The following is an 18413-nucleotide window of genomic DNA, read 5'->3' as shown; positions in this document are numbered from 1 at the left end:
AGATAAAATCTAAAAATATATTTGTTTTTTACTTAACCTACTTTGTGTTTGTAATAACCAGAGCCAAAGCAGTGCAATCCAAATAAAACCTATGCCCCAACCGGCGAGTACATCTGTTGGAAAATGAACTCCAGCATATATTCTTGAAAGCCCCATGCAGATAAACCAAAGGCAAGAAATCAAAATGATATAAGGAGAGTTAGTGTTGGGCTTATGGCATAACATTATCATTGCCAGACAAGCCAGTGTTGATGCATAAACACTGTGTGCACTTGGGAACGATGCACCGTAACTTTCGACAATATGATATACCTGTGGGGGTCTTGGGCGATCAACACACCACTTGAGCAGCCAACCCATGGTGATACTGCCAATAACTCCCACGCTAATGAAAATAACAGTAATATATTTTTTATACCATGCCTGATATATACACACCAGAAAGGATAAAAAAAGTACAAAAGGCATACCACCTATTCGTGCTAGAAAGATCGTAATAGCGTTAAGATAGTCTGAACGATATTCACTCAATATTTGAACGCTGAGAAGATCCAAAGACTGAAGTCTTGGTACAAAAAGACCAAGAACACCTAATCCTAAAAAAATACAACCAATAAGAAGCAATAAATAGGGCATGTATGTACCTTTGCTTATTCAAGCAGTGTCCACTACTGAAAGCCGTTAAAAGTGTACTTGCCAGTACACTTTTTTTCAAGCCTGATAGATCATCGTAAATTCATTTTGAAAATTTTTTAACATTTGGAAAAACAATCACAACAAAATTGACGAAATTCACATTCTGTGTACAAAGCAAAACTGTTAGTGTTCTGCCTTTTTTCCATTATTTGTAGTCGTATTTTCTTCAAGTTCTAATGGTTGTTTTGGTGGCCAGAAAAAATCACTTGGACGAGTCAGAAAATGGGTCATTACCAGCTTGGCTAAAGGTTTCCATTGTTCGAAGCGAACTCGACGTGCTCGTAATGCCACAATAATAGTTAAGGTGAAACTCACAAATAAGTTGGTGAGACCAATACATAACACGCCTAGAAAGGACACGATAATCAGTCCGATGTCTGGGCTGCCGTTAATGGTCATTAAACCTTGAATAAAGTTAGCCGAGGCAAAGGCAATATGACGAATATCTAAAGGTAAACCTAAAATAAAGCCTATGGTGCCCATACTTCCTAACATAATCCCGAATAAGAAGTTACCCGCTAAAGCTCCTAAGTTGCGCTCAATATACTCAGCAAAACGGTTTAAGCGATCTTGCCCAAACCAGTTTGCTAAGCGGTGATGTGCTCTTAGCCGTGGACCGACTTTTCGGTAAACAGCCATGTTGTCGAAGTATCCAGCAATGAGACCCGACAAAAATAAGCAAACTCCGGCTACGGCTGCATGTGGAACTGCCAAAGAGGTAAAGGGATTTAAGCTGTGCAACAAATAAGTCGCTTTAGTATGAGTTAATAAAGGCTCATCAAGATAGAACTGCCAAGCAAAAGTAATGAGTGCGGCAGTAGGAATCGCAATTGAAATATTGCCTAAAATAGCAATAAATTGTGTGCGAATAATATTAATAATAAGGGCTGCTAACTCTGCAATTTGAGCTGTTTTAGAGCCTTTACGCTGTTGTACTGTTGCAGCGAGGGCCGCAGCAGTCATCGCTGGTTGTTTAGTCGCAACTGTGAAATGCAGAACATGAATTAGAAGGAATCCAAGAGAATAATTCATACTAAAAGTAAAGGCTTGCATGAGCGGAGCCATCGTCATTCTTGCTGCAAGAATTTTTAAAGATGCCATACAGGCGATAATAACGCCTGCTCCAGCGGCAGCTTTATACATGCCCCAGAAGCCTTTGGTATCCGTACTTACATAATGTTCACCTGTTCGGCTAGCATTTTCAGTCACTTGAAAGGCAATAAGTTCACTTGTCGTACTTAATAAAGAGCGAACACTTTTTTCACTGTAGTGTGCTTTGGTTAAATCGGAAATAAGATGCCCTAAAGAGACATATTTTCCTTTAGTGTTATCTACAACCAAATAAAGCAGTAATTCAATTCGGTCGAGGCACTGTTCAAGTAATGACAATAAATAAGTCAAACTTAAGCTGACGCCAATTCTTTTGGTGGCACGGCGAATTTTTAAAACCACATCCCGACATTGTTCCAGCATAACAAATGCTTGTGATGCATCCGGAGGGGAAATCACCGCAATTTCATGTTCAGTAAGTTCTTGTTTTTTGTATTTCTCAATAAACTCAATAATTTCACGGTTCTGAACTAAAAATGGCGATTCATATTCAGTTAATTCGGGTTGAGCATTAATAAATTCAGGGTAAAGGCCAATTCCACTAATTCGATAAGATAAGACAGTAATTGCTTTAATCATTTCACTTTGAATGACAAGCTTTTCATCTACATTACTTTGGCTTTGACCAATAAGACCAAAAAGGTTTGCCCAATCTTCATCATCAATATTATTGAGCCAGATTTTGTCACTTTCTAAATAGAAAATTCTACCAATTAATATTTTGAGTTGGCTTGCATCTTCAATTAACGGTAAAAAATGTGCTCCGAGTCTTTGCCCTAGTTGGTTCCAGAAACCATCTAAAGACAAAATTCCGCTATCGGCATATAAGCTAACTTGTTTATAGCGATTAATTAAACGTAATAAAAAAGTTTGTAGCAGGAAGGGAGCAGTAGGTGTGCGTAATAGGCTTTCAATAAAAGCCTGTATTTTTTGCTTTATCTCATCCGTATCCTGAGGGTCGGATGGACGAATGGCATTGACTAACTCAATGAGTAGATTTTCGTCAATGACAGCTTGAGTATCCTCAAGCTGTTTCTGTATTTTTAAAAAATGATCTGAAAAATTTATATGCATAGGCAGAATAATATCTATTGTATTCGATGTAACGCAAGCTGAGTTAAGTTAATCAAAGCCTGACGATACGGTGTATCGGGTAGGTTTGATAAAGCTTGCAGTGCTGCTTCTGTTTCTTCTTGGGCACGTTGGTGACAATAATCTAAAGCACCAGACTTCTGTACAATTTCTATGACCTGAGATAATTGGTCCACTCCACCAGTTGCGATACTACGACGAATAATCGCATGCTCTTCGCCTGCTGAGTGTGCCAATGCAGAAATTAACGGTAAAGTCGGTTTACCTTCCATTAAATCATCACCAATATTTTTACCTAATGTTTCAGCATCTGAAGTGTAGTCTAAAATATCATCAATAATTTGGAATGCATTACCAAAATGACCGGCAAATGATCTCAATGGTTCACGATACGCTTCTTGTCCAGCCAGAATAGCAGCGCCTTCAGTAGCCAGTTCAAATAGACGAGACGTTTTACCGTGAATAATTTTTAAATAAGTTTCTTCTGTTGTATCTGGTTGGTGTTGCGATTGAAGTTGTAATACTTCACCTTCAGCAATTTCACATGTACCTGTCGAAAAGTCTTTCAATAAAGTCATGTTGTTTAAATCGACCAGTAAATCGAAAGCACGTGCAATAAGGAAGTCACCAACTAATACCGCGGTTTGATTGTTCCATGTCGCATTTGCTGTAGGTCGACCACGACGAAGCCCAGATTCATCGACCACATCATCATGAACCAATGTTGCGGTATGCAACATTTCAATGATTGCAGCCAGACGCTGTGCGTTTGCCATATTATCTAAACCACAAGCGCGAGCTGCCAATAGACACATAATTGGGCGCATACGCTTTCCGCCAGCTTCAACAACATGTTTGCTGACTGACATGACTAAACCGACTTTTGAGCTAATTCCTTCATTAATCAAGTGATCCATCGCAGCAAAGTCTGAGGCAACAGGCGCAAGAATGTCTTGCTTGAAATCGATGACCATATGAAGAAAAACCCCGTATTGGTAGATAAGTGGCGTTAGTGTAACAATTAAAGGTGTGTTGCACAGGTGAACAAGTGGCTGATATTAATCATTTCTATTGTCTTTATGCGTTCTTTGTTCTTTATTTAAGCAAAACATGATATTTCCGGCAAAACAATAAATTTAATGACATCAGCATTAATACAACTTGTTCTTGTCGCAATTTGTGTCTGGAACTGTATTTTAATTTTCATTCAGAATCAATGAAAACTGCTAAATTCCAATCTAAGCTGTCTGTTGATTTTGTAAAAATAGGGGAATAGGCATCACTGATAACTAGAAAATACTTGTCGTTTGATCAAATTTCACTTAAAATCTGTCGCCTTATATAACCCCAGTGGCGAGCGTTTTAAGATCGATATATCCCTTATCGGCACGTCGACACGGGCTAATTGGAGTACATTATGTACGCAGTAATCCAAAGCGGTGGTAAACAGCACCGTGTAGTTGAGGGTGAAACCCTTAAAGTTGAATTATTGAAAGCTGAATCTGGCGCGACTATTACATTTGATGATGTATTAATGGTTGTAAATGGTGACAGCATTCAAATCGGTGCTCCAGTTGTAGCTGGCGCTAAAGTAACTGCAGAAGTGGTTGGCCATGGTCGTCACGACAAAATCCGCATTATCAAAATGCGTCGTCGTAAACATTACCGTAAACAACAAGGTCACCGTCAATGGTTCACTGAGTTGAAAATTACTGGTATTTCAGGCTAATCACGAGGAGTAAGAGACATGGCAACTAAAAAAGCCGGTGGATCGACGAAGAACGGTCGTGATTCAAACCCAAAAATGTTAGGTGTTAAAGTTTACGGCGGTCAAGCTGTAACTGCTGGTAACATCATCGTTCGTCAACGTGGTACTGAGTTCCACGCTGGTGCAAATGTTGGTATGGGCCGTGACCATACTTTATTTGCTACTGCTGACGGCGTAGTAAAATTCGAAGTGAAAGGTCAATTTGGCCGTCGCTACGTAAAAGTTGAAGCTGTATAAGTTTTAGCTTTAAAAAAAAGCCCACATTTTGTGGGCTTTTTTTATGGAATTTAATCTGGCTTATCTTCATCATGATGAATGAAATTCTACAAACAACATGAATAACATAACAAAATATCTTATTTTCTCAATGATTAGCACAGAGTTTGTCGGTTAATATGAGTCTTGAATTAAGAGCTTGCTAAGTTTCATAACTTTGGAAAATGGCAAGTTGTCTTACAGCAACTAAAAAGGTGATGACATGAATATGCTTCGTAAAACTATGTGTGCTATTACACTCAGCGCGTCAGTGCTTGCTCCTGTAATGAGTACTACAGTGTTTGCTGCGCCTGTAGCAGCACCGGAGCAACAGGCAATTGGGAACCTGGTTAATCAGTTATCAGGATTACAGCGTTTGACTGCCGATTTTGAACAAACAACTAAAGCCAATACAAAAACTGTGGCACAGAAAAAGAGTTTAAGTGCTCAGCATATGAACCAGACATTTAAAGGCTCAATGAAAGTTGAACGTCCGGGGAAATTTTATTGGGAAACAGTAAGTCCGTCTAAACAAACGATTGTAACGAGCGGGAAAACAGTTTGGATTTATGATCCAGATTTACAACAAGCTGTACGCCAAAGCTTAGATGATCAGGTTGCAGATACGCCGGCGTTATTACTCTCTGGTAATACCAACCAAATCATGAAGTCTTATCGTGTAACGCAACCAGATAAAGCAAAACTCTATTTCACATTATTCCCTAAAAAAGAAGATGGTGCTTTCCAAAGTTTAACGATTAGTTTTGGAGCAAATAAAGCGCCAACACTTATGGTGTTACAAGACTCATTAGGTCAAACCACCTATGTGCGCTTTAAGAACGTGAAAGTAAATGCTTCAATTCCAGCATCTGTCTTTAACTTTACGCCACCAAAAGGCACAGATGTTATTGACCAATAATTAAAGTCTCTTCAAAAAAAGCTACCTTTCACGGTAGCTTTTTTATATAAGAGAGATAGATACATTTTTTAACCCCACCTCGATCAGACGCTTTGTATAGTGATAGAGGTAAATTCATGGGGATTATTATGCGACTTTACGATAAAAAAATTATTTGTATTCTTCCATTAATGGCTGCAATGGCAATTGTGAGTGGTTGCCAACCAAAGTCGGCAACCAAAGAAGAGCAGGCTGCTTCGACTGCAAAAGTTAAAGAAACGAAAGAGGCTGGTGTTCCTGTCATTCAGGCAAAAGTAATCCCAGTAAAGTTGCCGAAATCAAAAGTTTGTTTAGAAGATGGTTGTACTGAGTATGACTTTCAAACAGTACAAACCAATCAAAAGTGGATTAATGATTACTTTACTAATCGAATAAAGAAAGCAGATCCGAATGCTTTTGCAAATTTAGCTGATCAGCCTGTCGATGTGCCTGAAGGTGAACCACGTTCGAGTCAAAGTGCAATTTATGTCCGCTATTTAGGGCAAAATTATAATCTTGCGACTTTTGCATTACAGACCTACTCATATTCTGTTGGTGCAGCACATGGCATGTCACATCAAGAGTTCGTGACTTTTGATTTATTAAATAAAAAACATATTACTGTTGCCGAGCTCATTCAGCCAGATGTCGAAAAACAATTAGTTGATGCACTTTTTGATGCGAATACAAATTGGCTTCAAGAGCACAATATCAGCCGCGAAAAACTGCAATTAAGTGATAATTTCTACTATGGCGCAAATGGAATTGTTTTTGTCTATCCGATTTATGAGTTGGCTTCTTATGCTGAGGGAATGTCTGAATTAACGCTGCCGTATTTTGAGGCGAGTAAATTCATTAAACCTGAGTATTTACCGAGTGTGCCAAACTATAAGTTCTAAAATAGGTGATCTATTCTAACAATTGTGTGAAAGCTATTCGTTATGAAGATGATCACTATATTTTTTAGTGTGAAGGCCTTACACTATAGCCAGTTTTTTACCCATATTATGATTGATTATGATCGACCCTAAGTTACTCAGAAATAATATTGAAGCTGTTAATGCGGCTTTGGCAAAACGTGGTGTTCAATTAGATGTTCAAGAATGGGCTTCTTTAGAAACTCGCCGTAAAGACTTGCAATCAAAAACTGAAAAATTGCAGGCAGAACGTAATGCCGGTGCAAAACAAGTGGGTCAGATTAAAAAATCCGGTGGCGATGCTTCTGAAATCATGACGCGTATGCAAGCGATTGGTGATGAAATCAAAGCTGCTGAAGTTGCTTTGTCAGAGCTACAAAACGAGATTGAACAAAAAGCGCTTAGCATCCCTAACTTGCCAGATGAATCTGTTCCTGCTGGTAAAAATGAAGATGATAACGTTGAAATCTCAAAATGGGGCACACCTCGTCAGTTTGATTTTGAAATCAAAGATCACACTGATTTAGGCGAGTGGATAGGCGGATTAGAGTTTGAAACTGCGACCAAATTGACTGGTTCACGTTTTAGCGTTTTAAAAGGCTCTTTAGCGCGTCTACAACGTGCTTTAACTCAGTTTATGCTTGATACCCATACTTTAAAGAATGGATATACAGAAGCTTATGTGCCTTATTTGGTAAATGCTGATTCACTTCGTGGTACTGGTCAGCTACCAAAATTTGAAGAAGATTTATTCAAGCTTCAAGGTGAAAAAGAATATTACCTCATCCCTACAGCAGAAGTTCCTGTTACTAACTTCGTTCGTGATGAGATTATTGATACCGAACGCTTACCTTTAAAATATGCAGCACATACACCATGTTTCCGTAGTGAAGCTGGTTCTTATGGCCGTGATACCCGTGGTTTAATTCGTCAGCATCAGTTTGATAAAGTTGAAATGGTGCAAATCGTTAAACCTGAAACCTCTATGCAAGCACTTGAAGAGCTTACTGCACATGCTGAAGGCATTTTGCAGTCACTTGGTTTGCCATACCGCAAAATTTTGCTCTGTGGCGGGGATATGGGCTTCGGTGCGATTAAAACTTACGACTTAGAAGTTTGGGTTCCAAGCCAAAATACTTATCGTGAAATCTCAAGCTGCTCTAATATGGGTGATTTTCAGGCACGCCGCATGAAAGCTCGCTACAGAATGGATCAAAAGAAGACTGAATTAGTGCACACATTGAATGGTTCAGGTCTTGCAGTTGGTCGTACTTTGCTTGCTGTAATGGAAAATTACCAACGTGAAGATGGTTCTATCGAGATTCCAGAAGTATTACGCCCATATATGGGTGGTTTAACTTTTATTGACTAAGCTTTGCATCTAAATTGTGCACGGTTTTTGCTTAACCAAAATCAGATGATTAATGTAGAGGTTTAAGGTGGATATTTTTCCAATCTCTTTAAAGTTGCAACAGCAACGTTGTCTGATTGTGGGTGGTGGGCATATCGCTTTGCGCAAAGCAAATCTTTTAGCCAAAGCTGGAGCAGTAATTGATATTATTGCTCCAGCAATTGAAGATCAGCTTTTAGAGTTGGTTCAGGCGACTGGGGGACAGTATTTTGCTGAGACCTTTGCCGAATTTTTTTTAAATACTCCTTACAGATTAGTTATTGCTGCCACTAATGATGCACAAGTAAACAAAGCTGTTTTTGAGCAATGTGAAGCGCGTAATTTATTGGTAAATAGTGTCGATGATATTCCACACTGCCGCTTTATGGTTCCAGCGATTATTGACCGTTCTCCATTGATCATTTCTGTTGCCTCAAATGGTGCATCACCAGTTTTATCGAGACAACTTCGTACTCAAATAGAAACGATTGTTCCACATGGTATGGGGAAGTTGGCTGAGTTCTCAGGTCAATGGCGCAAGCAAGTAAAAGAAAAAATTACCAACCCAGATGAGCGTCGAATCTTTTGGGAAAACCTATATGCTAGCCCATTAAAAGAACAAGTTTTTAATGACAATCTAGACATAGCAAATGATTTAATTCAGCAAGCATTAACAGAATGGACTGCACCTAAAGGTGAAGTTTATTTGGTAGGGGCTGGCCCTGGTGATCCTGAGCTACTGACATTAAAAGCATTGCGTCTTATGCAGCAAGCAGATGTCGTAATTTATGATCGTTTGGTGTCTGCACCGATTTTAGAGCTTTGCCGTCGCGATGCGACCAAAATTTATGTTGGTAAAGCCCGTTCAAATCACTCTGTTCCCCAAGATGGTATCAATGCTTTATTGGTTGAATATGCTCAAAAGGGCAAACGTGTTTGTCGTCTAAAGGGTGGTGATCCATTTATTTTTGGGCGTGGTGGTGAAGAGATTCAAGAGTTAGTTGAGGCGAATGTTACTTTTCAGGTTGTACCAGGTATAACCGCAGCATCAGGCTGTTCAGCTTATGCGGGTATTCCGCTGACTCATCGTGACTATGCACAAAGCGTTCGTTTCTTGACAGGACATTTAAAGGAGGGTTCACCTGAACTCCCTTGGAATGAACTGGTTTATCAAAATCAAACTTTAGTTCTCTATATGGGATTGGTTGGTTTAGAACGTATTTGTGAGCAACTTATTGCTCATGGTCAACGTGCTGATATGCCAGTAGCCTTAATCTCTAAAGGAACTACACCAGAGCAAAAAGTTATTGTTGGAACATTAGCTGATATTGCAACTAAAGTGTCTGAACATCATATCGTAGCACCGACTTTAACCATTATTGGTGAAGTGGTAAGTTTACGTGAACAGTTAAAATGGCAATAAGCTCATCTGAATTTATTGCTGGTTATTAAAGTCGAGAAAATTTGTGATTCATGTTGTCCTATACGAGCCTGAAATTCCTGCCAATACAGGCAATATCATTCGTTTATGTGCTAATACGGGCGCACAGCTACATTTAATCAAACCACTGGGTTTTGAGTTAGATGATAAAAAGCTCAAGCGAGCTGGCCTTGATTATCATGAATGGGCGCGTATGCAGATTTGGGACAACATTGAACTATGTCTTGCAGATCTAAAAGCTAAAGGTGTTGAGCATGTTTTTCCACTCACGACTAAAGGCTCAGCGACTCCACATACAGTCGATTTGAATCGGCCTGTGGCTTTATTGATGGGGCCAGAAACACGTGGTTTGCCTGAGAATGTTCGCCTAATGTTTCCACAAGAACAGTGGATCCGTTTGCCAATGGCTGAAAACTCAAGAAGTTTAAATTTATCTAATGCAACCGCCGTGATTGTTTATGAGGCATGGCGTCAGCAGGGCTTTAAAACATTAGGATAAGTTATCCAATTTTAAGTAAAAATAAAGCCACAGTTGTGGCCTTATTTTTGTCTAAATTTCTTTAAGCTTGTTCTAGTATTTTTTCATCATAAGTTATTTGGGCTGCTAAAACTTGCTCAATATTGGTTTCGGCCCATTCCTTTAATTGGAATGCCATTGAAGCTACATTTTGCCCTAAAGAAGTAAGTGAGTAATCAACACGAATTGGGGAAGTATTCTGAATTTTACGTTCGATGAAACCGTCTCTCTCCAACATTTTTAACTTCTGTGATAAGACTTTAGGGGAAATACCTTGAATATTCTTTTTGAGCAAATTGAAGTGTTGAGTTTCTTCCTCAAGAACATTTAAAATCAATAAAACCCATTTATCTGCAATTTTTTCAAAAAATAAACGAGCAGGGCAATGTTGTTGAAAAATATTATATTTTAGACATTCATTCATACCATTTACCTATAATTTTTTGAAAAATTACCCTAGTTACCAACTAGTAACTAATTGACACCTAGTTTCTAAAATATATCATAAAGTGGAATTTAATAAAACAAAGGTTTTCTCCCATGTCTAACTCTAATATCGCGGTTGTATATTTCTCTGGTTATGGCCATACAAAAGTTGTTGCTGAAACATTTGCAAATGAGATTAATGCTCAGCTCGTTCAAATTGATCAAGAAGGTAATATTACTGATCAAGATTGGCAGATATTAAATGATGCAAAGGGGATTGTTTTTGGTGCGCCTACTTATATGGGTACAGCGCCATGGCAGTTTAAGAAGTTCGCTGACGCAACTTCAAAAGTGTGGTTTACACGTGGTTGGCAAGATAAAGTATTTGCTGGCTTCACAAACAGTGCGAGCTTAAATGGGGATAAGCAAGTAACTCTTATCCAATTACAAACTTTAGCATCACAGCATGGTGGGATTTGGGTGAGCCTTGGTTTATCACCAGCAAATACGAAAGATGCAACACGTGAAGATGTAAACAACTTAGGCGGTTCAGTTGGGCTTTTAGTTCAATCACCTTCTGATGCAAGTGCGCAAGAGGTTCCAACTGGTGATCTCGAAACAGCAAAACTTTATGCTCAACGTGTACAAAGTATTGTGAATAAAATTTACGGTTAATTTGACCATAAAAAAGGCGCTTTAAGCGCCTTTTTTATTACTCATGCTCGTTATGTTGCGGAGCATTATATTTGAAGCCTTTAGTTTTATAGGCAAGATAACCTACACCGATAACGGCCCAAGCTAAGCCAATTTGTAAGGCAAGCTTATCAATCTCTAACCACATCATAAACACACTGGCAAAACCAAGCGTTGGTACAATAATATAATTAATGATGTCTTTAGGTGTTTTGTTTTTGCCATCTCTTAATGCATAGCGAGAAATTACAGAGAAGTTAACAAAACTAAAAGCAGTTAAGGCACCAAAGCTAATCAAGTTAACAATATGTTCAAGATCTAAAAAGCCAGCAGATAAAGCAACCACACCAACAATAAGAATGTTGTAAGTTGGAGTATGCAGTTTTGGACTGATATGACCAAATAATTTCTTATTGATGACGCCATCGCGTCCCATTACATACATTAAACGTGATACACCCGCATGGGCAGAAATACCTGATGCCATCACAGCGACTACAGCAAAATATAAAACCAAAGTTTTAAACATCAAACTACCAATCGCAGCGACCATCACAGGTTGTGATTCATCTAAAGGATTAAAGTAAGTGTTTGGGTTACTTGGGAAATATAATTGGATGAAGTAAGTACTTACAATGAAAATAATACCTGCAAGTAATGCTGTAGAAAAAATAGCTTTTGGTAGCGTTTTTTCTGCATCTTTTGTTTCTTCAGCAAGAGAAGATAAAGCATCAAATCCGGTAAAAGAGAAGCAGAGTACAGTCGCGCCAGCAATTAAAGAACTGACAGACGTCATATCGTTCCAAAAAGGAGTTAATGACCACAATGCTGCTTTATCTGGATTTAAAGTTCCATCTGCATATACACCTTGAGTAAGTAAAGTATATACCTGATAAACAAAGTAAAAAATTACACCAAGCTGAATAACAACAATCGTACTGTTAAAACGTGCAACGAACCGTGCACCAAATAAATTAATAACAGTCATAAGTGTTGTTAAACCAATCACCCATAACCAGTTATTTACTTCTGGAAAAAGAGCTCTTAGGTAAATATCTGCCAAGATAATATTAACAAGCGGTGACAGTAGATAGTCTAACCAAGAAGACCAACCCACCATAAAGCCAACATTAGGGTGAATTGATTTTTGAGCATACGTATAGGCCGACCCAGAAGAAGGGTAGCGCTTAATCATATGTCCATAACTGATCGATGTTAATAAGATTGCGACTAATGCAAAAATGTAGGAAGTTGGTACATGACCGCCACTTCGTTCTGACACTAAACCAAAAGTATCAAATAGCGTTAATGGCTGAATGTAAGCTAAACCAATAATAACAATATGCCAAAGTACAAGATTCTTTTGAAGCTTGCCTGTTGGTTTAGTCCCAGATAAATTTGTCAACGGCGTTATCCTCATAATCGTTGATCAAGGATCAGCTTGGTGTTAAGGATCGTTTGAGACGAACGATCCCCCCTACAGAAAAAGATAAAGTGCGCCAATCTATCCTAAATTGATATAAATTGTCAGTACTTTCATCTATTTTTTAGCAAATTTTTTGCCACATATTTCAAATAAAATAATGAATAAAAATTCTTAGTCATAAAAAAGGTCTGATTTAATATATAAATCAGACCTTTATAAGATTTTTTTGAGTTTAACTTATCAAATTACCAAGCTTTTTCTAAGATATCTCGGATATCTTTTAAGCTTGCTTCTTTCGGGTTGTAAATAATTGAGCCATCATTTAGTGCTTTTTCTGCAACTTCATCAAGCTGTGCTTCAGTTACTTTACCTGTTTCACGTAGAGTGCGTGGTAACTTTGTTAAAGTAAATAGGCGATCACGCATTGCTAAGATTGTCGTAATTGCTCTATCTGCGCGCTGGGTTGCAGGAGTTTGTGCATAAATATCTGCACCAGCAAGCGGTAATAGTAACTCACCAATTTTCTGACCATTTACTTGTTTATTATATTCAAGTACGTAAGGTAAGAATAAATTCATGCATAAACCATGGGGCAGGTGAGCAACAGCGCCTAAAGCATGTCCTAAAGAGTGAACTAGGCCGACCATTGAATTAGAAAATGCAATACCCGCCATTGTGGAAGCTTGCGCTAACTCTAAACGGCCTTGCGAGTCATTTGGGTTTTCTAAGACATTAAAGAGATTTTCACTAATCTTTTTAATTCCGGCACTTGCATAAGCATCGCTCAATGGATTGGCAGCCAGACATGTATAGGCTTCAACACAATGTGTTAAGGCATCCATACCTGTCATTGCAGTTAAATGAGGAGGTAATGTAAGCGTCATGCGTGGATCTAAAATCGCTGCATGTGGCATTAAATAATAAGAAGCAAATGCTAACTTAACATTCTTTTGAGTATCTGAAACTACAGCAACCATGGTCACTTCAGAACCAGTTCCAGAAGTTGTTGGGATCACAAAAAATGGTTTTAATGGTTTCGGTAGGTTGTGAGCACCTGCATATTGCAATAAGTCATTTCCACCTTCAGACACTAAAATGTTAGTTGCCTTAGAAGTGTCTATAACTGAACCGCCACCTACAGCAATAATCGCATCACATTTGTTTGTGCGATAAGCTTCTGCTGCAAGGCGAACGACTTCTAAACTTGAGTCGGGTGGTACATCATCAAAAACATGACCAATGACAGCATCGGTTGTACTAAATGCAGCTTCAATCGGATTTAATAAGCCATTTGCGCGAACACCCTTGTCTGTAATGATAAGAGGGCGTTTTGCACCTAAAGTTGCAAGCTCAAATGGAATGTGTTCTAGCGCAGCATTACCAGCAATGACTTTTACAGGACAAAAGAATTCGTAATATGGTTTGGCCATGTTATGCGCTCCGCTTGAAATAGGACTTGGCTACTTTTAAGTAAATATTTGCAGCCTCGTTGAATTTTTCTTTTAGGGTAAGTTCGGTTGGGTATTCTTTGACTGCTAGTGAAGCAACCAATTTAGGTAAAATAAGAGATTCCATTTTATTTAGGCAGCGTACCAAGCGGATAGCAGCAGATACATCACCATCGGCAATCATTCGGTCATTGGCAAATGCCTGAGCGGTACTTTCTTGAAAAGAAAACACTAAAAAGGCATGAGTGACATGTTTGAAGGTAATCGTTAAGTCTGGTTTTTTTTCAGCTCTTTGAAGTAGTTCTAGCTGTTTGTCCTCTGTCACTCGAGCAAAAAATGCTGGTCCATTCGGGAAAACATTCATTGAAAGTACAAAGTGAACAGGAAATTTAGATACTTCCTCTTGTATTTCAGAGTCCACTTGACTTGCCATGACTAAGCCACGACCAATAACATCCATCATGAGCTTAACGTAGGCAAGTTGCAGCGTCGGCTTTACCGCTTTTGTCGAAATCACTCGCGTATCCCTTGTTAAAATTATGCGAAAGCAAATTTAGAGTAATTACTCTAATCCATTTTTATTTCATCGCAAAGCGATTTATTCATATTTGACTTTAGAGTCATTAAAGTACCCAGTGCTGTTAATATACTCAATAAAGTCCTGACAAAGTTGACCAAATGATGGATAAGGAGTCACTAAATCTTGTATACATACCATTTCTAAGCCTGCATAGCCGCAAGGATTGATGGTTTGGAATCCATCTAAGGCACAGTCCAGATTGAGTGCTAATCCATGGTAACTACGGCCACGGCGAATTTTAAAACCTAAGGAACCAATCTTGCGGCCATCTACATATACTCCAGGTGCATCTGGCTTGGCATAAGCTTCAATTCCATACTTTTTCAAAACATCTATCATAAATTGTTCAGCAAAACTGACCAAAGTACGTACGTTCCATTTTAGCCGATTAAGATCAAACATGAAGTAAGCAACCAGTTGACCTGGTCCATGCCAAGTCACTTGCCCGCCGCGGTCGGTTTGTACTATCGGAATGTCTGATGAAATTAGAATGTGTTCTGGTTTGCCTGCTTGACCTTGTGTTAAGACATTATGATGTTGAAGTAACCATAACTCATCAGGCGTATCTTGATCACGCTCATTTGTTAAGAGTTTCATGGTTTCAAACTTGCTTTGATAATCTTGTAAATCGTTCCATTGGCGAATGATCAAGTTGGGTTTATCAAAGCTCATCACAATATATTCCTATAAGTTGGTTTATGCGGCACCCAGTTAATATCTGCAAGATAGAAGCCGAAAACCCTGTAATTTTAAAGGATTTTATAATAGTAGTTCTAAATATTTGTATTGTTTTTTCAGTATTGAATGGTTTAAAAATTTCCAAAAAAATACCACAGTAAGAATGTCTGACTGTGGTATTGATTGAAGAACTTAAAATTAAAGCGCAGTTCTGATCTGCGGACAAGCAGCCAAGTCAGCATAAAGTGCATGAACTTGTTCTAATTCTTCAAAGCGCAATTGTGCTGTTAAAGAATGGTACTTGCCGGTGCGAGATTCTTGAACTTTTAGTGTTGAGTGGTCGAATTCTGGAAAATGTTTTACCAAAATATCAAGTACAGCAACACGTAATTCTTCACCCGCATCGCCAATAAGTTTAATTGGATAATCCATCGGAAATACCCAAAGATGTTCTTGTAGTTCGCGAGATGGAGTGCGGTCTAACATAAGTTACCTCATGATTTGAAACGCCTGCATCATCGCAGGCGTTTATAGCTCTTTCTATTAAATGGGGCTTGGTTTTGAAATTTCAAGCTTTCAAAACTTAGTCATTTTCCAAGAAAGAACGTAAGTGTTCAGAACGAGAAGGGTGGCGTAATTTACGCAACGCTTTTGCCTCAATCTGACGAATACGCTCACGCGTTACGTCAAACTGCTTGCCCACTTCTTCTAGTGTGTGATCGGTTGGCATATCAATACCAAAACGCATCTTCAATACTTTTGCTTCACGTTCAGTTAAGTTTTCAAGTACTTCGCGTGTTGCTTCTTTTAAGCCTTCTGAAGTCGCAGCATCAATTGGAGAAGTGATGTTTTGATCTTCAATGAAATCACCAAGATGCGAATCTTCATCATCACCGATAGGTGTTTCCATTGAAATCGGTTCTTTGGCAATTTTAAGTACCTTACGAACCTTAACTTCGTCCATTTCTAAACGTTCACCTAATTCTTCAGGTGTCGGTTCACGGCCCATTTCTTGTAACAATTGACGAGATACACGGTTGATCTTGTTAATCGTTTCAATCATATGTACAGGAATACGAATTGTACGAGCCTGATCGGCAATCGAACGGGTAATCGCCTGACGAATCCACCAAGTTGCATAAGTCGAGAATTTGTAACCACGACGATATTCAAACTTGTCTACAGCTTTCATCAAACCAATGTTCCCTTCTTGAATCAAGTCAAGGAACTGTAACCCACGGTTGGTATATTTTTTCGCAATCGAAATTACCAAACGAAGGTTGGCTTCTACCATTTCTTTCTTAGCACGGCGCGCTTTCGCTTCACCAATTGCCATACGCTTAGAAATATCTTTAATTTCAGCAACGCTTAAATTAAGTTCTTTCTCAATATCTGCAATCTTTTGCTGGAATGCTAAAACATCCGGACGAACCTTTTCTAAATGCGCCTTGATTTCAGCAGGAGCTTTAGCAATCTGTTCATCTAACCAAGCTGGATTAGATTCTTGCTTAGGGAAAGATGTACGGAATTGAGTACGATCCATACGGCCACGACGTACTGCATAACGCATAACTTCACGTTCGTTGGCGCGAATTTGCTCATGTGTACCACGAATCATTTCAGAGATGATGTCAAATAAACGTGGTGTAAATTTAAACATCATGAACACAGTAGCTAACGCTTCTAAAGCGTCCTCGGCTTCTGGGCTGTTACGACCATGTTTCGCAATAATAGCTTTTGTTTTAGTCCATGCAGCTTCAAGTTCATTAAAACGAACTTTTGCAACTTCAGGGTCTGGACCAGATTCACCTTCAGAGTCGTCATCGCTTTCTGACTCTTCATCTTCTTCATCGTCGTCAAGCTTTACTTCTTTTGCTGGTGTAGCTGGCGCTTCTTCTTCCTCAAGTTCTGTTTCTTCTTCTAGAACTTCAGGAATATCTGCATCAGTTTCCGGATCAAGATAGCCAGATAAAATATCGGCAAGGCGACGTTCGCCAGTCAAGAAATCATTATATTCTTTTAATACAACTTCAACAGCATTTGGCCAATACGCAATTGAATTAAGGACATCACGAATCCCTTCTTCAATACGTTTTGCAATGCTGATTTCACCTTCACGGGTTAACAGTTCAACTGTACCCATTTCACGCATGTACATACGTACAGGGTCTGTCGTACGTCCAGGCTCATTTTCAACCGATGCAAGTACGGCAGCAGCTTCTTCTTCAGCAACTTCATCGGCTGTGTCAGTTGACTCACCGAACATGGTATCGTCAGATTCAGGTGCACGCTCGTGTACAGGAATACCAACGTCTTGAAGCATTTGAATAATGTCTTCAATCTGTTCGCTTTCAGTAATCGAGTCCGGCAGATGATCGTTAACCTCAGCGTAAGTTAAGTAACCTTGTTCTTTGCCTCGGCTAATCAGAGCCGCTACTTGAGAAGTAGGGGAATGCATATCGCTCATCTTTGCTTACTCTTCGTTGAATCTGTGGCAGTGAAAAACCGTGCATGATAGCACAATTTACTTGAAATATTTTGGATTTGATCGGTAACCGTTAAATAAAAAATATCTTTGAATTCACGTCTGTTTTTTGGATATTGGGCTAAAATCATTTTTTTCAAGCTTAAATCATGGAAAAGATCATAGAAATTTTTCTTGATCATAAAAATAGTTCAGTTTTATAAATACACAATTTTTTGGGTGAAAAAAAGTACAAATATGCAGTTTAATGAAAAAAATATAAATAAAACTTGACATGGTTCTGTAAGAGAGATAAATAGCGCCTAGACCCATTCACATTTTTTCATTAGAGGTAGTTTTAGTGTCTTCTACAGATTTTGAACTAGATGATAGCTACGGTGATGATGATGATGTCGGTTTTGATGAGTCATCAGGCAAAATCACTGCGAAAGAATCATTAGAAAAACGTAGATTAATCGATGATCTATTAGCTCAACGCCGTTTAGAGCGTGAGTTGAAAGATTTTGATTATGATTTAGACGATGATGATCTTGATGATGAAGACTAATCAAATC

At 38.7% G+C, this 18413-nt stretch carries 19 protein-coding genes; 9 read left to right on the top strand and 10 right to left on the bottom strand.

What is annotated here, in order from left to right; translation table 11 throughout:
• Window positions 1–9 precede the first annotated feature (9 nt).
• The 3 genes from F935_RS00205 to sdsA all read right to left on the bottom strand — a co-directional run bounded on the left by F935_RS00205 (window position 10) and on the right by sdsA (window position 3872).
• Window positions 10–636 (bottom strand): phosphatase PAP2 family protein, encoded by a 627-nt coding sequence (locus F935_RS00205; protein ID WP_016137062.1) that lies wholly within the window; start codon window positions 634–636, stop codon window positions 10–12.
• Between the two features lie 183 nt (window positions 637–819).
• The gene (locus tag F935_RS00200; RefSeq protein WP_016137061.1) at window positions 820–2880 is read right to left on the bottom strand and encodes a site-specific recombinase; all 2061 of its coding nucleotides are present in this window, start codon (window positions 2878–2880) and stop codon (window positions 820–822) included.
• Between the two features lie 14 nt (window positions 2881–2894).
• Entirely contained in the window at window positions 2895–3872 is a 978-nt protein-coding gene (gene sdsA / locus F935_RS00195) for an All-trans-nonaprenyl-diphosphate synthase (RefSeq protein WP_016137060.1), read from the bottom strand.
• 443 nt (window positions 3873–4315) lie between these two features.
• Between sdsA and rplU the strand changes: the two genes are divergently transcribed.
• The 7 genes from rplU to F935_RS00160 all read left to right on the top strand — a co-directional run bounded on the left by rplU (window position 4316) and on the right by F935_RS00160 (window position 10105).
• The gene (gene rplU / locus F935_RS00190; RefSeq protein WP_004639133.1) at window positions 4316–4627 is read left to right on the top strand and encodes a 50S ribosomal protein L21; all 312 of its coding nucleotides are present in this window, start codon (window positions 4316–4318) and stop codon (window positions 4625–4627) included.
• An 18-nt stretch (window positions 4628–4645) separates the two neighbouring features.
• Window positions 4646–4903: a 50S ribosomal protein L27 gene (rpmA, locus tag F935_RS00185; RefSeq protein WP_016137059.1), complete on the top strand. Its 258-nt coding sequence runs from the start codon at window positions 4646–4648 to the stop codon at window positions 4901–4903.
• Window positions 4904–5144: 241 nt separating this feature from the next.
• Window positions 5145–5840: an outer membrane lipoprotein periplasmic chaperone LolA gene (lolA, locus tag F935_RS00180; RefSeq protein WP_016137058.1), complete on the top strand. Its 696-nt coding sequence runs from the start codon at window positions 5145–5147 to the stop codon at window positions 5838–5840.
• Between the two features lie 116 nt (window positions 5841–5956).
• A complete protein-coding gene (locus F935_RS00175) occupies window positions 5957–6757 on the top strand; it encodes an RsiV family protein (RefSeq protein WP_016137057.1) in 801 nt (266 codons plus the stop codon).
• A 118-nt stretch (window positions 6758–6875) separates the two neighbouring features.
• Entirely contained in the window at window positions 6876–8147 is a 1272-nt protein-coding gene (gene serS / locus F935_RS00170; protein ID WP_016137056.1) for a serine--tRNA ligase, read from the top strand.
• 67 nt (window positions 8148–8214) lie between these two features.
• A complete protein-coding gene (cysG, locus tag F935_RS00165; protein WP_016137055.1) occupies window positions 8215–9588 on the top strand; it encodes a siroheme synthase CysG in 1374 nt (457 codons plus the stop codon).
• Window positions 9589–9631: 43 nt separating this feature from the next.
• A complete protein-coding gene (locus F935_RS00160; protein ID WP_016137054.1) occupies window positions 9632–10105 on the top strand; it encodes a tRNA (cytidine(34)-2'-O)-methyltransferase in 474 nt (157 codons plus the stop codon).
• Between the two features lie 61 nt (window positions 10106–10166).
• Here F935_RS00160 and F935_RS00155 read toward each other — a convergent pair whose 3' ends face one another.
• Window positions 10167–10547: a winged helix-turn-helix transcriptional regulator gene (locus F935_RS00155; protein ID WP_016137053.1), complete on the bottom strand. Its 381-nt coding sequence runs from the start codon at window positions 10545–10547 to the stop codon at window positions 10167–10169.
• 116 nt (window positions 10548–10663) lie between these two features.
• Here F935_RS00155 and F935_RS00150 point away from each other — a divergent pair, with 116 nt between their 5' ends.
• Window positions 10664–11224: a flavodoxin family protein gene (locus F935_RS00150; protein WP_016137052.1), complete on the top strand. Its 561-nt coding sequence runs from the start codon at window positions 10664–10666 to the stop codon at window positions 11222–11224.
• 37 nt (window positions 11225–11261) lie between these two features.
• Here F935_RS00150 and F935_RS00145 read toward each other — a convergent pair whose 3' ends face one another.
• From F935_RS00145 to rpoD, 6 genes are all read right to left on the bottom strand, one after another.
• Window positions 11262–12647, bottom strand: a complete 1386-nt coding sequence (locus F935_RS00145) for an APC family permease (RefSeq protein WP_035365913.1) — start codon at window positions 12645–12647, stop codon at window positions 11262–11264.
• 266 nt (window positions 12648–12913) lie between these two features.
• The gene (locus F935_RS00140; RefSeq protein ID WP_016137050.1) at window positions 12914–14098 is read right to left on the bottom strand and encodes an iron-containing alcohol dehydrogenase; all 1185 of its coding nucleotides are present in this window, start codon (window positions 14096–14098) and stop codon (window positions 12914–12916) included.
• 1 nt (window position 14099) lies between these two features.
• Window positions 14100–14633 carry a hypothetical protein gene (locus F935_RS00135; RefSeq protein WP_016137049.1) on the bottom strand — a complete coding sequence of 178 codons (534 nt, stop codon included), beginning with the start codon at window positions 14631–14633 and terminating at the stop codon, window positions 14100–14102.
• Between the two features lie 81 nt (window positions 14634–14714).
• Window positions 14715–15368 carry a lipoyl(octanoyl) transferase LipB gene (gene lipB / locus F935_RS00130; RefSeq protein ID WP_016137048.1) on the bottom strand — a complete coding sequence of 218 codons (654 nt, stop codon included), beginning with the start codon at window positions 15366–15368 and terminating at the stop codon, window positions 14715–14717.
• 204 nt (window positions 15369–15572) lie between these two features.
• The gene (locus F935_RS00125; protein ID WP_016137047.1) at window positions 15573–15860 is read right to left on the bottom strand and encodes a YbeD family protein; all 288 of its coding nucleotides are present in this window, start codon (window positions 15858–15860) and stop codon (window positions 15573–15575) included.
• Window positions 15861–15957: 97 nt separating this feature from the next.
• Complete coding sequence (gene rpoD / locus F935_RS00120; RefSeq protein ID WP_016137046.1) at window positions 15958–17841, bottom strand: RNA polymerase sigma factor RpoD; 1884 nt, start codon at window positions 17839–17841, stop codon at window positions 15958–15960.
• Between the two features lie 358 nt (window positions 17842–18199).
• Here rpoD and F935_RS00110 point away from each other — a divergent pair, with 358 nt between their 5' ends.
• The gene (locus F935_RS00110; RefSeq protein ID WP_016137045.1) at window positions 18200–18406 is read left to right on the top strand and encodes a PA3496 family putative envelope integrity protein; all 207 of its coding nucleotides are present in this window, start codon (window positions 18200–18202) and stop codon (window positions 18404–18406) included.
• Window positions 18407–18413 lie beyond the last annotated feature (7 nt).

The sequence above is a fragment of the Acinetobacter calcoaceticus ANC 3811 genome, from assembly GCF_000399665.1.
Taxonomy (GTDB): Bacteria; Pseudomonadota; Gammaproteobacteria; order Pseudomonadales; family Moraxellaceae; genus Acinetobacter; species Acinetobacter calcoaceticus_B.
The sequence above is the reverse complement of the archived record's forward strand: the minus strand, read 5'-3'. Positions and strand labels throughout refer to the sequence as shown.